Annotated in this window: 12 protein-coding genes and 1 tRNA gene; 12 read left to right on the top strand and 1 reads right to left on the bottom strand. The window is 56.2% G+C overall.

The annotated features are described in order from the left end of the window. Positions 1 to 5 precede the first annotated feature (5 nt). The 9 genes from ACPT9Q_RS01325 to ACPT9Q_RS01285 are packed head-to-tail and all read left to right on the top strand — an operon-like array spanning position 6 to position 13554. Complete coding sequence (locus ACPT9Q_RS01325; protein ID WP_017872250.1) at positions 6 to 1166, top strand: GuaB3 family IMP dehydrogenase-related protein; 1161 nt, start codon at positions 6 to 8, stop codon at positions 1164 to 1166. 9 nt (positions 1167 to 1175) lie between these two features. After that, the gene (guaA, locus tag ACPT9Q_RS01320; protein WP_017872249.1) at positions 1176 to 2714 is read left to right on the top strand and encodes a glutamine-hydrolyzing GMP synthase; all 1539 of its coding nucleotides are present in this window, start codon (positions 1176 to 1178) and stop codon (positions 2712 to 2714) included. A gap of 17 nt (positions 2715 to 2731) precedes the next feature. Then, the gene (locus ACPT9Q_RS01315; protein ID WP_026137183.1) at positions 2732 to 4018 is read left to right on the top strand and encodes an adenylosuccinate synthase; all 1287 of its coding nucleotides are present in this window, start codon (positions 2732 to 2734) and stop codon (positions 4016 to 4018) included. Positions 4019 to 4029: 11 nt separating this feature from the next. Beyond that, positions 4030 to 6045: an NAD-dependent DNA ligase LigA gene (ligA, locus tag ACPT9Q_RS01310; RefSeq protein WP_427366036.1), complete on the top strand. Its 2016-nt coding sequence runs from the start codon at positions 4030 to 4032 to the stop codon at positions 6043 to 6045. A 6-nt stretch (positions 6046 to 6051) separates the two neighbouring features. Next, positions 6052 to 6363, top strand: a complete 312-nt coding sequence (gatC, locus tag ACPT9Q_RS01305; protein WP_017872246.1) for an Asp-tRNA(Asn)/Glu-tRNA(Gln) amidotransferase subunit GatC — start codon at positions 6052 to 6054, stop codon at positions 6361 to 6363. Beyond that, entirely contained in the window at positions 6360 to 7847 is a 1488-nt protein-coding gene (gatA, locus tag ACPT9Q_RS01300) for an Asp-tRNA(Asn)/Glu-tRNA(Gln) amidotransferase subunit GatA (protein ID WP_017872245.1), read from the top strand. The genes gatC and gatA overlap by 4 nt, the downstream gene beginning before the upstream one ends. Before the next feature lie 2 nt (positions 7848 to 7849). Then, positions 7850 to 9298, top strand: a complete 1449-nt coding sequence (gene gatB / locus ACPT9Q_RS01295) for an Asp-tRNA(Asn)/Glu-tRNA(Gln) amidotransferase subunit GatB (RefSeq protein WP_017872244.1) — start codon at positions 7850 to 7852, stop codon at positions 9296 to 9298. Between the two features lies 1 nt (position 9299). Beyond that, the gene (locus tag ACPT9Q_RS01290; protein ID WP_017872243.1) at positions 9300 to 12722 is read left to right on the top strand and encodes a DNA polymerase III subunit alpha; all 3423 of its coding nucleotides are present in this window, start codon (positions 9300 to 9302) and stop codon (positions 12720 to 12722) included. A gap of 10 nt (positions 12723 to 12732) precedes the next feature. Then, positions 12733 to 13554 carry a tetratricopeptide repeat protein gene (locus tag ACPT9Q_RS01285; RefSeq protein WP_427366035.1) on the top strand — a complete coding sequence of 274 codons (822 nt, stop codon included), beginning with the start codon at positions 12733 to 12735 and terminating at the stop codon, positions 13552 to 13554. Between the two features lie 2 nt (positions 13555 to 13556). Here the strand turns inward: ACPT9Q_RS01285 and ACPT9Q_RS01280 are convergent. Continuing rightward, positions 13557 to 13645: transfer RNA gene (locus tag ACPT9Q_RS01280), tRNA-Leu, on the bottom strand. Between the two features lie 45 nt (positions 13646 to 13690). Between ACPT9Q_RS01280 and ACPT9Q_RS01275 the strand changes: the two genes are divergently transcribed. Genes ACPT9Q_RS01275 through coaE form a run of 3 tightly spaced genes read left to right on the top strand, consistent with a single transcriptional unit; the run spans position 13691 to position 17392 of the window. Then, entirely contained in the window at positions 13691 to 15376 is a 1686-nt protein-coding gene (locus ACPT9Q_RS01275; RefSeq protein ID WP_427366034.1) for a 5'-3' exonuclease, read from the top strand. Further along, positions 15373 to 16800, top strand: a complete 1428-nt coding sequence (locus ACPT9Q_RS01270; RefSeq protein WP_427366033.1) for a glycogen synthase — start codon at positions 15373 to 15375, stop codon at positions 16798 to 16800. Before ACPT9Q_RS01275 ends, ACPT9Q_RS01270 begins: the two co-directional genes overlap by 4 nt. Then, entirely contained in the window at positions 16781 to 17392 is a 612-nt protein-coding gene (coaE, locus tag ACPT9Q_RS01265; protein ID WP_427366031.1) for a dephospho-CoA kinase, read from the top strand. Before ACPT9Q_RS01270 ends, coaE begins: the two co-directional genes overlap by 20 nt. The last annotated feature ends 15 nt before the right edge of the window (positions 17393 to 17407 follow it).

Raw genomic sequence — 17407 nt, 5'->3', positions numbered from 1 at the left:
GGCCTATGGAGTACTTTCTGGGAAGGAACCGGAAGGCACGGATGACCTTTGGATTTGATGATGTGTCCCTTGTGCCGGGCAACGTCACGGTGGACCCAAAGGATGTGGATGTTTCAACGAGTATCGGGTCAGTGCGGCTTGAGGTTCCCATCCTTGGGGCAGCCATGGACGGGGTAGTGGACCCCCGTATGGCTGTGGAGCTGGGGAAGCTTGGAGCTCTGGGGGTTCTGAACCTCGAGGGGTTGTTCACTCGCTACGAGGACCCTTATGGGGTGATTGAGGAAATCATCTCTCGCCCCAAAGACGAGGTTGCTGTGCTGCTCCAGCGGGTGTACCAGGAACCCATCAAGGAGAAGCTTATCGATCGGCGGATTGAGGAAATCAAGTCTCATAACGTTCCCGCAGCGGTATCCGTTACCCCTCTTCGAGCTGAAACGCTTGGCAAGAGAGCCATCCAGGCGGGGGTTGATGTCCTGGTCATTCAGGCCACAGTGACCACTCTCCGCTACGTTTCTTCCTCACTCCAGGCTCTGGACCTTGAGAAGTTCTGTCGGGAGGCTCCCGTTCCTGTGGTTGTGGGGAACTGTGCCACCTATGAGGTGGCCCTGGAACTCATGCGTGCAGGGGTGAGCGGTGTTCTCGTCGGTATTGGCCCTGGGGCTGCCTGCACTACAAGGGCTGTTCTTGGCATTGGTGTTCCTCAGGTGACAGCAACGGTAGATGTGGCAGCGGCTCGGGAAGATTACCTGAAGAGCACTGGCCGGTACGTGGCAGTGATTACCGATGGAGGCATGCGGGTGGGTGGAGATATCGCCAAGGCGATAGCCAGCGGAGCGGATGCCGTGATGCTTGGTTCGCCTCTGGCCAGTGCCCAGGAAGCTCCCGGTCGGGGGCACCACTGGGGCATGGCCACTCCAGACCCGGCACTACCCCGTGGGACGCTCATCAGAGTTGGCATTAAAGGGAGTCTTCGGGAAATCCTCTTTGGCCCAAGTACGGTCACCGATGGCACAATGAACCTCGTTGGGGCGCTCAGAGTGGCCATGGGATCTCTGGGGGCACGGAATATTCAGGAGATGCAAAAGGTCGAAATCGTTGTGGCACCGAGTATCTGGACCGAGGGGAAACACCTGCAGAGGGAACAGGGTGTGGGCATGGGACGGTGAACGCTGAGTATGGATAAGATTGTCATTTTGGATTTTGGTTCTCAGTACACTCAGCTCATCGCTCGCCGCATTCGGGAGCTCCAGGTGTACTGTGAGATCTGGCCGTACCATATGCGGGGTTACCCCTCGCTGTCCGATGCCGAAATCCGGGGTATCATTCTTTCAGGAAGCCCTTACAGTGTCACCGATGAGAATGCCCCCCGGCTGCCACAGGGAGTCCTCGAAAGTGGAAAGCCAGTCCTCGGCATCTGCTACGGGATGCAGCTTCTCGTCAGCACGCTGGGGGGGAAGGTCATCCGGTCCCAGAGCCGGGAGTACGGAAGGGCCCTCCTTTTTGTTCTCGAACGGGGAGGGCTCTTTGAGGGTCTGGGGAGTGAGATGGTCTGCTGGATGAGCCACGGGGACAGCGTGAAGGAGATTCCCGAGGACTTTGTCTGTGTAGCCCGGACAGAGGGGTGCGAGTACGCCGCGGTCAGGGACAAAAGCGGGAGAATCTGGGGTATTCAGTTCCACCCCGAGGTTTCCCATACTCCTCTGGGGAAAGAGATCCTTGCGAACTTCGTTTTTGGTATCTGTGGATGTCGTCCTGAATGGACCCCTGAGTCCATTGTGAAGCAGCAGATCCAGTATGTTCGCAACGAGGTCCAGAAGGAGCGAGTCGTGTGCGCGCTCAGTGGTGGGGTGGACTCGGTTACCGCAGCGGTCCTTACCTACCGGGCCATCGGGGACCAGCTGAGCTGTATCTTCGTCAACAATGGTCTTTTGCGAAAGGGAGAGGCCGAACAGGTGCTCTCCAACATGCGGGCGCTTCTGGGGAAAGACCGGGTGATTTACGTCGATGCCAGGGAACGTTTTCTTCTCGCCCTTCGGGGAGTTGTGGACCCTGAGGAAAAGCGGAAGATTATCGGCCGGGTATTTGTGGAAATTTTTGAGGAGGAGGCGAGAAAACTCGGAAACGTCACCTACCTCCTCCAGGGGACAACCTATCCGGACGTCATTGAGAGTGTCTCGGTATGGGGCCCATCGGCACGGATCAAAACCCACCACAATGTTGGAGGACTTCCCGAACACATGCACCTTAAGGTCCTCGAGCCCCTGCGGTTTCTCTTCAAGGACGAAGTGCGGAAGCTGGCAGCAGAACTCGGTATCCCCGAGGACATCATCTGGCGACAGCCCTTCCCTGGTCCTGGCCTTGCCGTACGCATTATCGGCGAGGTGACCGAAGAACGGTTAGCGATTCTCCGGGACATGGATGCCATCATCGACCAGGAGCTGCGGAAATCGCCGATTTACCGGAAACTCTGGCAGTCCTTTGGTGTTCTGGTTCCGGTCCGGAGCGTCGGTGTTATGGGGGATGAGCGGACGTATAAGTACGTGGGGGTCATCCGGGCGGTCATGAGTGAAGATGGCATGACTGCCGACTGGGCAAGGATTTCCTACGACACCCTTGACGTCATCGCCCGACGCATCGTGAACGAGGTGGCAGGAATAGGGAGAGTGGTCTATGACATCACCTCCAAACCCCCTGCGACGATTGAATGGGAATGAGAATGAAGGTGGTGGGAGTGAGTATCTGCATTGTAGTGGGAACGCACTGGGGGGATGAGGGCAAGGGCAGGATTGTTGACTACCTGAGCCAGTCAGGAGATGTGGTGGTGCGGGCTCAAGGAGGGAATAATGCTGGGCACACGGTCATCGTGGGAGAGAAGAAGTACGTTTTCCACCTCATTCCCTCTGGTGTCCTTCTGCCTGGGAAGGTCTGTATCCTCGGCGATGGGATGGTCATCGATCCCACGGCTTTCTTCGAAGAGGTTCGTCTCCTCGAGCAGGAAGGGATTGTCTTCCAGGAGAGGCTTTTTGTCAGTGAAAAGGCCCACGTGGTCATGCCGTATCACCGTCTGCTTGATGGACTCTATGAGCGCCTTCGGGGGAAAGGGAGAATCGGAACCACAGGGAAGGGTATCGGGCCGGCGTATGAGGATAAGGTTGCCCGCTGGGGCATACGGGTCGTGGACCTTCTGCACCCTGAAATCCTTGCGGCAAAGCTTCAACCGGTTCTTGAGTACAAGAACTGGATCCTGGAGCGCATTTTTTCCCATCCCCCGCTCTCTTACGAGGCGATTCTTGAAGAGTACCTCGCCTACGGACAGCGTTTGCAGCCCTATGTTCGGGACACCTCGCGGCTTCTGTACGAGGCATGGCGGACCGGAAAGCGTATCGTCATTGAGGGTGCTCAGGGGACCATGCTCGATCTCGACCACGGGACGTATCCCTTTGTCACCTCCTCCTATCCGGTGGCCAGTGGTGCACTCCTTGGTGCCGGTATGGGCCCGGTCGCTGATGTCGAGGTTCTCGGGGTGTGTAAAGCCTATACCTCACGGGTGGGTGAAGGACCCTTTCCGACAGAACTCGCGGATGCCACCGGAGTGTACCTTCGGGAAAAAGGAGGGGAGTACGGTGCCACCACCGGGCGTCCCCGCCGCTGTGGGTGGCTCGACGGAGTGGTCTTGAAGTACGCGCTCCGTGTCAACCACATCACCTCGCTGGCCCTGACCAAGCTCGATGTTCTTGGGGGACTCTCCATGGTCAGGTGGTGTTATGCCTACGAGGTCCGGGGAGAGATCCTTGAAGATTTCCCCATGGATCCTTCTCTCTGGCCTCTGTGTCGACCGCTGTACCGGGAGTTCGAGGGATGGAACGAGGATATCTCAGGAGTACGGTCGTACGGTGACCTTCCCAGGGCGGTGCGGGCTTTTGTGGAGTCCCTTGAGGATTTTCTGGGGGTTCCGGTGGTGCTCATCTCTGTTGGTCCTCGCCGGGATGATACAATAGTAAGGGAGGAACTCTGGTAGGAGGGGGGCACATGGACAGGGAGCAGGCGAAGAGGGAGATTGAGCGACTTCGAGAAATCATCCGGTACCATGATTACCGCTACTACGTCCTCAATAGCCCTGAGATCAGCGATGAAGAGTACGATGCCCTCATGCGGAAGCTCGAAGAGCTCGAAGCGCTTTTCCCTGACCTTGTCACACCGGATTCTCCGACCCAGCGAGTGGGCGGGAAACCTCAGGAAAGCTTTGCTCCTTTTACCCACGCCCGACCGATGCTGAGCCTCAATAACGCCTTCACCGAGGAGGAAATACGGGACTTTGATCGACGGGTGAAGAGGATGCTGGGGACGGAAACAGTGGAGTACGTGGTTGAGCTCAAGATTGATGGTCTTGCGGTGAATCTGCGGTATGAAGGTGGGGTATTTGTCCGCGGTGCAACCCGGGGTGATGGGATCACCGGCGAGGATGTGACCCTGAATCTGCGAACCATAAGGAGTATTCCCCTGCGTCTTTTTGGGGAGAAGGTTCCCGACTTTATTGAGGTCCAGGGCGAGGTGTTCATGCACAAGGGGGATTTTGAGAAGCTCAACGAAGAGCGGAAAAAGAGGGGCGAACCCCTTTTTGCCAACACCAGAAACGCGGCTGCTGGATCTTTACGGCAGCTTGACCCGAACGTCACCGCTCAGAGAAAGCTTGACATTTTCGTCTACGGGGCATATCTCATTGAGAGCCCCTGGTACCCGACCACCCACTGGGAACTCCTGCACTTTCTGAAAGACCTTGGGTTCAAGGTCAATCCCAACGCGCGACTCGCCAGAGATATCGAGGAGGTCATCGCCATTCACAGGGAGTGGGAAGAGAAGCGGAAGACTCTCGATTACGACATTGACGGACTTGTGGTCAAGGTGAACAACCTTACCTTCCAGGAGCTCCTTGGGGCGACGAGCAAGAGTCCCCGCTGGGCCATTGCCTACAAGTTTGAACCCACGCGAGCGGTGACCAGGGTTTTAGACATTGAGGTCAACGTGGGGCGAACCGGGACGCTGACCCCTGTGGCGGTGCTCGAGCCGGTGGAGGTTGGCGGTGTGGTGGTGAGACGGGCGACGCTCCACAATGAGGATGAGGTGCGGCGAAAGGATGTCCGCATTGGGGACTGGGTCATTGTGGGACGGGCAGGGGAAGTCATCCCCGAGGTTGTCCTTGTCCTGAAGGAGCGGAGAAACGGCAGCGAAAGAGTCTTCACCATGCCCACCAGTTGTCCGGTTTGCCATTCACCAGTGGTGCGGGAAGAAGGCGAGGTTGCCGTCCGTTGCATTAATGCGAGTTGCCCTGCCCAGATTAAGGAGCGTCTTCGCCACTTCGCCTCTCGAGATGCCATGGACATTGAGGGGCTTGGGGAGAAGCTCATCGACCAGCTGGTGGACAAGGGGTATGTTCGAGCAATTCCCGACCTCTACCGTCTGACCAAGGAAAAACTCCTGCAGCTTGAGCGGATGGGTGATAAGTCCTCAGAGAACCTCCTGCGGGCCATTGAGCGGTCCAAGAAGCGACCTCTGGCGAGGTTCCTGTACGCTCTGGGTATCCGGTACGTGGGAGAATTTGTGGCTCAGCTTCTGGCTGAGCACTTTGGGTCCCTTCGCAGGATTATGGAGGCTTCGTTTGAGGACCTCCTGACCGTAGAGGGCATAGGTCCCAAAGTTGCCGAGGCAGTGTGGCAGTTCTTCAGGAATCCCGAAAACCGGGCCATGCTTGAGGAGCTTGAGGCCCTTGGGGTGGTTCCAGAAGAGGAAACGGCGGAGGTTACGGTCTCCTCGGAGGGTCCTCTGCAGGGGAAAACCTTTGTCTTCACCGGAACGCTCTCCCGCTTTTCCCGGAAGGAAGCGGAGGAACTCGTCCGTCAAAAAGGCGGCAGGGTTGCCAATGCCGTCTCCCGAAAGGTGGATTACCTCGTTGTGGGGGAAAACCCCGGGGGGAAGCTTGAAGAAGCCCGTCAGAAGAACGTCCAGATCCTCACAGAGGAAGAGTTCTACGAAATGATGGGAGTGTGATCCTCAATGCATGCCAGGGTGTCATTTGAGGAAATCCGGAAAATTGCCCATCTTGCCAAGCTGTCCTTCTCGGAGGAGGAGTTTGCCCGCTTTTTCCAGGACATTAGTGACATTATTGCCCACTTTGAAAAACTGAACGAACTCCAGCTTGAGGGGGTTTCTCCGACTTCTCATATCTCCTGGAGCGAACCCCCCATGAATACCGATGAGCCTGTAGAATGGCAGGGGAGCGACCTCGTTCTGCAACATGCTCCCCGTGTGGAAGGAAGATATTTCATCGTCCCCAAGGTTGTGGAGAAAGAGGAGAAGCCATCATGAATCTTGAGGAGTTCCGGAATTTCACCATTCAGGATTACCACGCACTCTTTGCCCGGGGAGAGCTCTCTCCCTCTGCGTTGCTTGAGGCGTTCTTCCAGCGCATTGCGGAGGTGGACCCCCTCCTCCATGCCTTTCTTTTCGTGAATAGGGAAAACGCCCTTGAGCAGGCCCGAAGGTTGGAGAAGGAGTGGAAAGACAGGGACGTTTATCCTCCGCTCTGGGGGATTCCTGTGGCCGTCAAGGACAACATCTGTACCCTTGGCATACCCACAACCTGTGGGTCGAGAATTCTTGAGGGGTTCGTTCCTCCGTACAACGCCACCGTCATCGAGCGCCTTGAGAGGGCTGGAGCCATTGTCATCGGAAAGACCAATATGGATGAGTTCGCTATGGGATCGTCGACGGAAAACAGCGCTTTTGGTCCGACGAGAAATCCCTTTGATCTCAACCGGGTTCCTGGAGGGTCCAGTGGTGGATCTGCTGCAGCTGTGGCTGCTTTTGAGACCCCCGTGGCTTTAGGGTCTGACACCGGGGGTTCAGTGCGCCAGCCGGCGGCCTTCTGCGGCATCGTGGGGCTTCGCCCGACGTATGGACGGGTTTCCCGATACGGGCTTGTGAGTTTCGCCTCGTCCCTGGATCAGATTGGTCCGATGGCGCGAACCGTGGAGGATGCCATCGCCCTTTTTGAGGTGATAAGTGGCAAAGACGAGCGAGACTCCACCTGCGCCCCCTATCCTCCCTTTTCCCGGGAGGAGATCCCCCCGCAGGAGGACATACGGACGATGAGGATTGGCCTTCCCCGGGAGTACTTCTCCGAGGGGGTAGACCCCCGGATTGTGAAGGTCATTACCGCGGTGCTTCGGGAACTTGAGAAAGAAGGCCTGGAACTCGTTGAAGTCTCTCTACCCCACACAGATTACGCCCTGGAAGCGTACTATATCGTGGCTCCCTCTGAAGCGAGCTCAAACCTTGCCCGGTACGATGGTGTGCTCTACGGGGTGAGAAGAGGAGGGGACCAGGGGCTGCAGGACATGTATTTCCAGACGAGGAGTTTCGGTTTTGGCCCGGAGGTGAAACGGAGAATTCTCCTTGGGACGTACTCTCTGAGCTCGGGATATTACGACGCCTATTACCTGAAGGGCATGAAAGTGCGAACGCTGGTACGGCGGGATTTCGAAGAGGCCTTTGCAACCTGTCACCTCCTTGTGACTCCTGTTTCTCCGGTGTTTCCCTTTTTCCTTGGGGAGCGAACCGAAAATCCCTATGAGATGTACCTTGCCGATGTGTTCACCATTCCCTCGGCCATGGCTGGTGTGCCCTCCATTGCCGTGAACTGCGGGTACGAAGATGGTCTTCCGGTGGGCATGCAAATCATTGCCGGTCCTTTTCAGGAGGGGGTTCTCTTTGCTCTGGCACGTTTTGTTGAACGAATGCTCTCGCTCCCGCTTCCTTTCCCCAAAATTGGGCCGGAGAGGAGGTCCTGAGGATGGAAAATGTCTACGTGACCATCGGGCTTGAGGTTCACTGCCAGCTCCTGACCCGGGCAAAGATGTTCTGTCGCTGCAGTACTGACTACATTGGGAAAACCCCCAATACCCTGGTGTGCCCGGTTTGCATGGGGCTTCCCGGAGCACTTCCAGTGCTTAACAGAAGAGCCTTAGAGCTTGCGATAAAAACTGCCCTGGCACTGCAATGCGAGATCCTGCCAGAAGTGGTTTTCCACCGAAAGAACTACTTCTATCCCGACCTCCCCAAAGGGTACCAGATTTCCCAGTACGATTTCCCCATCGGGGTGCGGGGAGTATTAGAGTTCGCCCTTCAGGGGACAAAGAAGCGGGTTCGTATACGGAGAGTCCACGTGGAGGAGGATGCGGGGAAACTCATCCATGAGGGGCCGGAGCTTCGAGGGACGGTCTCGGGGGTCGATTTCAATCGGGCTGGCATCCCGCTTGTCGAGATTGTTACCGAGCCAGATCTCCACTCTCCCGAAGAGGCAAAAGAGTGCCTGGTGATGCTCAGGAACATCGTGCGGTACCTTGAGGTGAGCGACGGGAACATGGAGGAGGGGTCACTGCGCTGCGACGCCAACGTTTCTGTTTCCCTTTCTCCAGAGACACCGGGTGCCAAGGTGGAGATCAAGAACATGAACTCTTTTCGATCGGTCTTCCGGGCCCTGAGCTACGAAGTTGAGCGCCAGGCGGAGCTTCTTCGAGCGGGGAAAACCCTGGTTCAGGAAACTCGCCACTGGGATGAGGTGCGTCAGGTGACTGTTCCTTCCCGGGGGAAAGAGGAAGCAGAAGATTACCGGTATTTCCCCGACCCAGACCTTCTCCCTTTCCGCATTGCCCCAGCGATGCTTCAGGAAATACAGGCGACCATTCCTGAGTTACCTTTACAGAAGAAAGAACGATTCATGCGGGAGTACGAGCTCCCTGAGCCCGAGGCGTATATTCTCGTTCAGGACCGTGACCTTGCGGAGTTCTTTGAAGCATGTGTACGGGAGTTTCCTTCTCCCCGGGCAGTCTGCAACTTCATACTCACCGAGGTCCTGAAAAACCTCAACAGTCTCAATATTGGCATTCGGGAAAGCAAGGTCACCCCGTCAATGCTGGCAGAGCTTTTGAAGATGGTAGAGCGCAAGGAAATCGGCATTTCCCTGGCCAAGGGCATCTTTGAAGAGATGTTCAGGACGGGGATGGGTGCGAGGGACGTTATGCTTAAGAAGGGGATTTCGTTCCTCACCAGTGAGCGGGATCTTGAAAAGGTTGTTCGAGAGGTTATCGAAAAGAATCCCCAGAGTGTTGCTGATTACCTCCGGGGAAAGGAGAAGGCACTGCATTTTCTCATCGGACAGGTTATGAGGGCCACAAGGGGGCAGGCTAACCCTGAAGTGGTGAAGAATTTGCTCCTCCGAGAGCTTTCAAGTGGTGAGTGACATGAAGTTTGCGCACCTCCACCTCCATACCGAGTACAGTCTCCTCGATGGCGTGATCCGCATCGATGAGCTTCTGGAACGTGTCGCTGCCTACGGGATGGAAGCTGTGGCCATCACCGACCACGGGGTCATGTATGGAGTTGTGGATTTCTATAAAAAGGCGAAGGAGAAAGGTATTCGGCCCATCATCGGTTGTGAGGTCTACGTTGCCCCCGGGAGCCGTTTTGAGAAGGTTGTGGTAAAGGGGAGCGAGCCGGCATACCACCTTGTGCTCCTTGCGGAGAATGAGGAGGGGTACCGGAACCTCATGGAACTCGTCACCCGAGCTTTCCTTGAGGGTTTCTACTACAAGCCCCGGGTGGATAAGGAGCTTTTGCGGGAGTATTCCCGTGGGCTCATTGCGCTTTCAGCCTGTCTTGCGGGAGAAATTCCCCGGCTGGTTCTTGCAGGGAACGTCGAGGAGGCCGAACGCTGTGCCCTGGAGTACCGGGACATTTTTGGCCCGGAGAATTTCTTCCTCGAGCTCCAGGAGAACAAGATTCCCGAACAGAGAATGGTCAATGAGGCTCTGATTGCCATCGCCCGGAAAACCGGCATTCCCCTTGTGGCTACCAACGACTGCCATTACCTCGACGCCAAGGATGCCTACATGCATGACGTTGTTTTGGCGATTCAGACGGCGACTTCTCTTGATGACCCCAAGAGGCTCCGCTTCCCGACCCAAGACTTCTACCTGAAATCGCCCCAGGAAATGATTGAGAGTTTTGCTTCCCTTCCCGAGGCCATCGAGAACACCTGGAATATTGCCGAACGCTGCCGTGTGGACATCGAACTCGGAAAGATTATTCTTCCTCGTTTTGACGTTCCTGAGGGTTTCGATGCCTTCTCGTACCTTGTGCATCTCTGTGAAGAAGGGCTCAGGTGGCGGTATGGAGATCCTCCTCCCGAGCGGGTCCGAAAACAACTTGAATACGAGCTCAAAGTGATTGAGAACATGGGGTATGCGACCTATTTCCTCATTGTGTGGGATTTCGTGCACTTTGCTCGGGAACGGGGCATCATGGTCGGACCGGGAAGGGGGTCGGCGGCAGGAAGCCTTGTCTCCTATGTCCTTGGCATCACCGATATCGACCCCCTGCAGTACGGCCTTCTCTTTGAGCGCTTTTTGAATCCTGAGCGGGTGAGCATGCCCGATATTGACATCGATTTTTGCTTTGAGCGAAGGGATGAGGTCATCAGGTACGTAACCGAAAAGTATGGCGCCACCAATGTTGCCCAGATCATCACCTTCGGACGGATGATGGCCCGCCAGGCTGTACGCGATGTGGGAAGGGCTCTGGGGTGGAGTTACAGTGACGTGGACAGAATCGCAAAGCTTATTCCCGGAGGACCGGGAGTCACCCTCGAGCGAGCAATGGAGTCCAATCCTCAACTGCGGAAACTCGCTGAGGAGAACAAAGAGGTCAGGACGCTTCTTGACCTTGCCCGGCGCATTGAGGGGATGTGTCGTCATGCTTCGGTCCACGCTGCCGGAGTGGTTATCGCCGATCGGCCGCTCACCTATTACGTTCCTCTGCAGAGGATGAACGAGGGAGAAATCGTCACACAGTTTGACATGGACGCCCTTCAGGAACTCGGTCTGCTCAAGATGGATTTCCTGGGTCTGAGGACGCTCACGGTTATTGAGCGAGCCCTGCGAATTATTAAAAATACCCGGGGCGAGGAGATCCGCCTTGACCGAATCCCTCTCGATGACCGCGCCACCTATGAGCTCCTTGCCCGGGGAGAAACCATTGGGGTGTTCCAGCTTGAGAGCGCAGGGATGCGGGAGCTTTTGAAGCGCCTGAAACCTGAACACATTGAGGACCTCATCGCCATTCTGGCCCTGTACCGCCCGGGCCCCTTGGGAAGTGGCATGATCGACGATTTCATCGACCGCAAGCAGGGAAGGGTCCCGGTAACGTACCCCCATCCCTCTCTGGAGCCCATTCTTCGGGAAACGTACGGTGTGATTGTGTACCAGGAACAGGTGATGAAGATTGCCAGTGAGTTCGCCGGGTTTACCCTTGGAGAGGCTGACATTCTCCGCCGGGCCATGGGGAAGAAGAAACCTGAGGTAATGAAGGAACAACGGGAAAAGTTTGTGAACGGTGCAGTACAGCGAGGTCACAGCCGGGAAAAGGCTGAAGAACTCTTCGACATTATTGAGTACTTCGCAGGGTATGGTTTCAATAAGTCCCACAGCGCAGCGTACGCTCTCGTGTCGTATCAGACAGCATACCTCAAGGCCCACTACCCCACCGAGTACCTCGCAGCCTGCCTCACGAGCGTGGCCAATGACAGCGACAAGGTGGCAAAATTCATTGCTGAATGCCGGCGCCTGGGCATTGATGTACTTCCTCCCGACATCAACGAGAGCTTAGCCAACTTCACGGTGGTGGGAGATCGGCGCATTCGCTTTGGTCTTGCGGCCATCAGGAATGTGGGTGAGAGTGCGGTGGAGGAAATTCTCCTGCGCCGGAGGGAGAGTCGATACCGGAACATTTTTGATTTCGTCGAGCGGGTCGACAGTCGCGTTGTCAACCGGCGGGTTCTTGAAAGTCTCATTAAAGCTGGAGCCTTTGGTGGGCTTCACCCGAATCGGGCACAGCTTTTGGCCTCTTTAGAGGACATCCTGTCCTATGGAGCAAGACGGCGGAAGAAAGGAGTACGACAACGCTCCCTCTTTGGAGAAGAAGTGACTTCCGAAGGAACGCCTCCTCTCCGGGAGGTTGCAGAGTTTTCTCGCCAGGAGCTCCTTCAGATGGAAAAGGAGATGCTTGGATTTTACGTGAGTGACCATCCTTTCCGGGAAGCGGTAGCGGGGTTGCAGCACCTGCCTTTCTTCCCTCTGGGGCATTTGCGGATGCTCAAGGAGGAAATGCGGGTGAAGGTTGTGGGCATGGTGGGCAACGTGCGGAAAATCATCACCAAAACAGGGGGGGACATGTACTTCGTGACCCTTGAGGACGAGACAGGGAGTATCGAGGTCATTTTCTTCCCCAACCTCTCTGAAGAGCTGAAGGGGCGGCTTGAGGGTGGAAGGGTGCTTGGGGTGGTAGGGAAACTCGATATCCTGGACAGTGGCGAGAACAAGATCGTCGCCGATGCCCTCTTTGACCCTGAGGAGTGGAATCGGAAACTGGCTAGAGCAGTCGTGATCGACCTTGAGGTGGAGAAGGATATCCTTCGAACCCTTTATGCCCTCCGGGATTGCCTCCGGAGGTTTCCCGGAAACTGTCCGGTTATGCTTCGCCTCCAGGGCGGTGAGGGTGAGTGGTGGATTGAGCTCGATAGCACCTTCTGGGTTTCCTGGAGTGACGAAGCTCGGGAGGCCATTCAGAATATTGTGGGTGAGGGTGTGGGAAGCTTGAGAACGCTTTAGGAGGGAAACCGTGAGGCAGGTTGCTGTTGTCCTTGTGTTTGTTGTAGTTGTCCTGGTTTCCTGCGGGGGTTTTGCTTTTGCCCAGACAAAAGAGGAGTACTACCGTACTGGGTACATTTACTTCTCCCAGAGAGACTATGCAAGGGCCTTGGAGGCCTACAGGAAGGCTTTAGAGATGGACCCTCAGTTTGTGGATGCCCGGTACTGGCTGGGAAAGACCCTCGAGCAGATGGGGCAGCTGCAGGAGGCGGTGAAGGAATGGCGTCTCGTGCTCCTTTCCTACCCTCGCCATTGGGATGCCTTTCAGAAGTGGCGGGCCTACGCACCGTCCTTTGTCCAGGACGGAGCGGTAGTGGAGAAGTACAGAGCGCTTTTCTTAGAGGAGGAGAGCCCGGTGCTTTCCCGGGAGGAAGGCTGGTCCACCCTTGCCCCCTTAGCTCTGGTGCTTCTTGGGCGGAAGGACTTTTCCTCCCTCTACCTTGCTGCTTGGTGTTTCCGCTGGGCGAAAGAGCACCTGAGCCCCTTCTTTGCTCCCTATGAGGAACGGGCACTTCAGGGAGCGTTGGAGAACCTCACTCAGGATGACTGGATGCAAAACCCACGTCTTGTTTATCGTTTTCTCCAGGAGGTCACCCTCCGTTTTGGAGGAGCTGAAAAGTGGCAAGAGATGCTGAGGAAAGCCCTGAATCGAGCATTCGCGTACACCCTTGGCCTGCCTGAGGAGCAAGGAGCTGAGGGAGTGGAGCTGACGCTCCATGGTGGAGAGGTGGAGAAGCGAATCATTCGCAGCGGAGAGGTACAGGAGCCAACGGGGTTTTTCCTTAGGGAGTAACATGGTGCCGAAGGCGGGAGTCGAACCCGCACGGGGTGTGAACCCCGCTAGATTTTGAGTCTAGTGCGTCTGCCAGTTCCGCCACTTCGGCACTCCGTTGTAGATTATAGTGGAGCTTCGAGCTTTGTCAAGCAAGATGAAAGATCGAGAGCTGGTCATTGCAGTTGACGGGACTTCGCTAGCGTACCGGGCGTTTTATGCACTGCCGAAGCTCACCACGTCTTTGGGGCGACCAACGGGGGCGACCCTTGGGTTCTGCAATATGCTGATGAGGCTGCTTGAAGATTACTCGCCCCTCACCATTGTGGTAGCCTTTGACCATCCGAAGAAGACATTCCGCCACGCCCTTGAGGAGAAGTACAAGGTGTCCCGGAAGCCCATGCCTGACCTCCTCCGGCCCCAGCTTGAGGATATCAAAGAAATCCTTTCGTTTTTTGGTTTTCCTATCCTTGAAGTCCCGGGATTCGAGGGAGACGACCTCATCGGAAGCCTCAAGGAGTACCTCGGAGGACAATACCTTCTCTATGTGGTGACTTCTGACCTTGACCTTCTGCAGCTCCTTGACGAGCACACGGTGCTCCTCCAGCCGGTTCAGGGAGTTACCCGCCTGCGCCCCATAGGTCCCCGGGATGTGGAACGGGAGTTTGGCGTCACCCCTGCTCAGATTGTTGACTTTCTGGCTTTAAGCGGCGATGTGTCTGATGACATTCAAGGTGTGCGGGGTATTGGGGAGAAGAGGGCGGCACAGCTCTTGCAGAGGTTCACAAGCTGGGAAGGAATTCTCGCCCATATTGAGGAACTCCCTCCGTCTCTACGAGAGAGCCTCCTCAGGGCTCGAGAACAGGTAGAAATGAACCGGGTACTCGTGACCATTCGCAGGGATGTTCCCCTTGACTGCCGTGTGGAGCCCTGGAGTCCTGAGCGGGTGAACTGGCCGCGCCTTTTGCAGAAACTCGAAGAGCTCGAACTTCGAAAATTCCGGGAACGGATTGAGAAGAAGTGGCAGCATCCGTACCTTGTACTCCGCAGGGGGGAACTCTTTGTGACCAACGGGAAAGACCTGGAGAACCTCGCCGACATTCCCCCAGGACAGCCCCGGGGGTACCTTATTTCCTGTATTCAGCCAGATGCAGGGCATCTGAGGAAAGTCCTTGAAGCGCCGGAGGTTTTCTGGGGTCAGGTTCTCCTGTGGGTTGTCTATCCCTGCCTCTTTCCACCGCCTGAGCATTTGCGGCACCTTGAGGGGTTCGGGAAGGCCGTCTCCTTTGAAGAGCTTGGTATGCTTCTTGAAGAAGCCCGGAAGTGGGTGGCCTGTGAGGCGACGCTCTTTGAGGTCTACCGGGATGTCGAGGTCCCGCTTGTGCTCAAGTTTGCCCTTGGGGAGCTCTCTTTTGCGGCGGGTTTTCTTGACCTTCCTCTCTTTGCCCCTCCCTGTGCCTTCGTGGTGGAGGAGGTTGTTCCCCCGGAGGATCTGATGCAGAGGGTCCAGAAAGTTGGCGGGTACGTTGCGCTGCCGACGCTCTATGGATGGCGGTTTGTGGGGAGATGCGGGGAGTCTTGGGAAGAGCTTCTTGTTTCCTATGAGGAGATCTGCCGGGAGGAGGTTTTCCGCCTGCTGGCCTGGGTCCTGAGCGCAAGAGGTGCCCGGCATCTGTACAGGGCGGGGAAGCGGTTCTCTGCTGATATCCCCCTTTTCTCTGGGGATTTCAGGCAGTTTCTCAGTGTGTTTTCGGAGCGGTTTCTTAAGGGAAAGTGGCGGCTTGAGGTCGTGGAGCGAGGGAAAGGGGAGTGTGAACTTCTGGTCATAGGAGAGGGAGGATGAACGTGGAGGTCGTGCTCGTTGCTTCAGAAGCATATCCTTTTGCCAAAAGCGGTGGTTTGGGGGATGTAGTGGGAGCCCTGTTCAAATACCTCCCCCGCTTTGGGTTTCGGGTCAAGCTCTTCCTCCCCGGATACGCCCGGATGTTGCAGGATTTCCCCTTTGTCAGGCAGAGGGCTCTGGAGTTCCCCTTTGGAGAGACCATGGCCCGGGCAGAATTTCTTGAGTACAGGATAGATGACAGCCAATCCCTTTTCGCCGTGGCCTGTGAACGCTTTTTTGAGCGTGAGCGGATGTACGGGTATCCTGATGACCTCGAACGGTTCATCTTCTTCTCCCGGGCGGTGTTTGAGTACCTGGTGCGCTGGCAGGAAGAGGCCTTCCTCCTGCACTGTCATGACTGGCAGAGTGCTCTCCTCTGTGCCTACCTTGAGCGGTACTGGCCTCAGTATCGGCCCAGAGCCACAAAAGTCCTTTTCACCATTCACAATCTCGCCTACCAGGGCATTGGACGGGGGGAGCTCTTCCGGCTGGTCAACCTTCCCAACCACTTCTTCACCCATGAATACCTCGAGTTCTACGGTAACCTCAACCTCATGAAGGCGGGTCTCCTTTTCTCCCACGTCATCACCACTGTGAGCCCCACCTATGCCCGTGAAATCTGCTCTCCCGAGTTCGGGGAGGGTCTTGATGGTCTCCTCCGGGCTCTGTCTCATCGCAAGAAAATCGTGGGGATTGTCAACGGCATTGACACGGAAATCTTCCATCCCGGTCTTGACCCTTTCCTTGAGGAACACTACGGGAGGGAGAACCTCGAGGGAAAAAGAAAGAACAAACTCCGTTTCCTGGAAAGACACTTTGGTCCGGAGGCGAAGGCAACTCTTCCTGTCATCGCTTTTATTTCCCGCTTTGTGGAGCAGAAGGGAGTACGGCTTTTCCTGGAGCGTCCTGAGGAGTTTTTCTCCCTCCCGGCGTACTGGTTCTTCCTGGGTATGGGTGAAGCCTTCTACGAGCGAGCACTGAAAGACCTTGAACGGCACTATCCCAGATTGCGGGTGATGGTGGTATTCGACGAAGGCCTTGCCCACCTTGCCTATGCTGCCGCAGACTTCCTGGTGCTGCCATCGCTTTTTGAGCCCTGTGGCATCAGCCAGATGATTGCCATGTGTTATGGTGCGCTCCCCATCGTCCGGGGAGTGGGTGGGCTCAGGGATACGGTTGTTGACTATCCGTTCAATCCCCGTCTCAGCACCGGATTCCAGTTTGGGGAATTCTCTGCCAACGAATTTCTCCGGACGGTCAGGAGGGCACTCCATGTGTACTTTGAGGACCAGGACCTCTTCCGCACCATGGTGGCCAATGCCATGGCGAGCGATTTCTCCTGGGAGCAAGCCATCAAGAGGTACATTGAGGTCTACAGAGAGTAAGGGACCGAGAATTCTCGGTATCGGGGGCGCGGTGGCCTCGGGGAAGAGTACGGTCGCCGCCCTTTTTGAAGAAAAGGGAATTCCTGTCATTCTCCTTGACGACCTTGCCCGGGAGCTCTCCCGGAAGGGGAAACCTCTCTGGAGGCTCATTGTTCTCGCCTTCGGACGCTTTTTTCTGGACGGGCAGGGGAACCTCGAAAGGCGGAAGCTTGCCCGGCTGGTTTTCCGGAGCTGGCCAATGCTCTTTTGCCTTAATAACCTTGCCCATCCCCTGCTTTTCTGGGAAGTGCGGAGGCGCTGCCAAAGGCTCCGGGCAGATTTCGTCGTGGTTGAGGGAGCGGTGCTTTTTGAGGCGGGTCTGTGCCCTCTCCTTTCGGACCTTCTTTTTGTGGACGCCCCCTGGCACGTTCGCCGTGAACGGTTACAGAAAAAGGGGCTTCAGGAGAAAGAGATTGTGCTTCGCTTGAGCGCCCAGAGGTTTCTTCCTGCCCTCCGTCGAAGAGCCTCGAAGGTCCTCATCAACGACTCTTCCATAGAGCTTTTGGAACACAGGGTTTTCTTCCTCTTCCCAGACTGGTTCTCCAGGAAATAGGAAAGGGGAATTCGG

Origin of the sequence: Candidatus Caldatribacterium saccharofermentans (assembly GCF_050267035.1) — a bacterium.
GTDB classification, from domain to species: domain Bacteria; phylum Atribacterota; class Atribacteria; order Atribacterales; family Caldatribacteriaceae; genus Caldatribacterium; species Caldatribacterium saccharofermentans.
The sequence above is the reverse complement of the archived record's forward strand: the minus strand, read 5'-3'. Positions and strand labels throughout refer to the sequence as shown.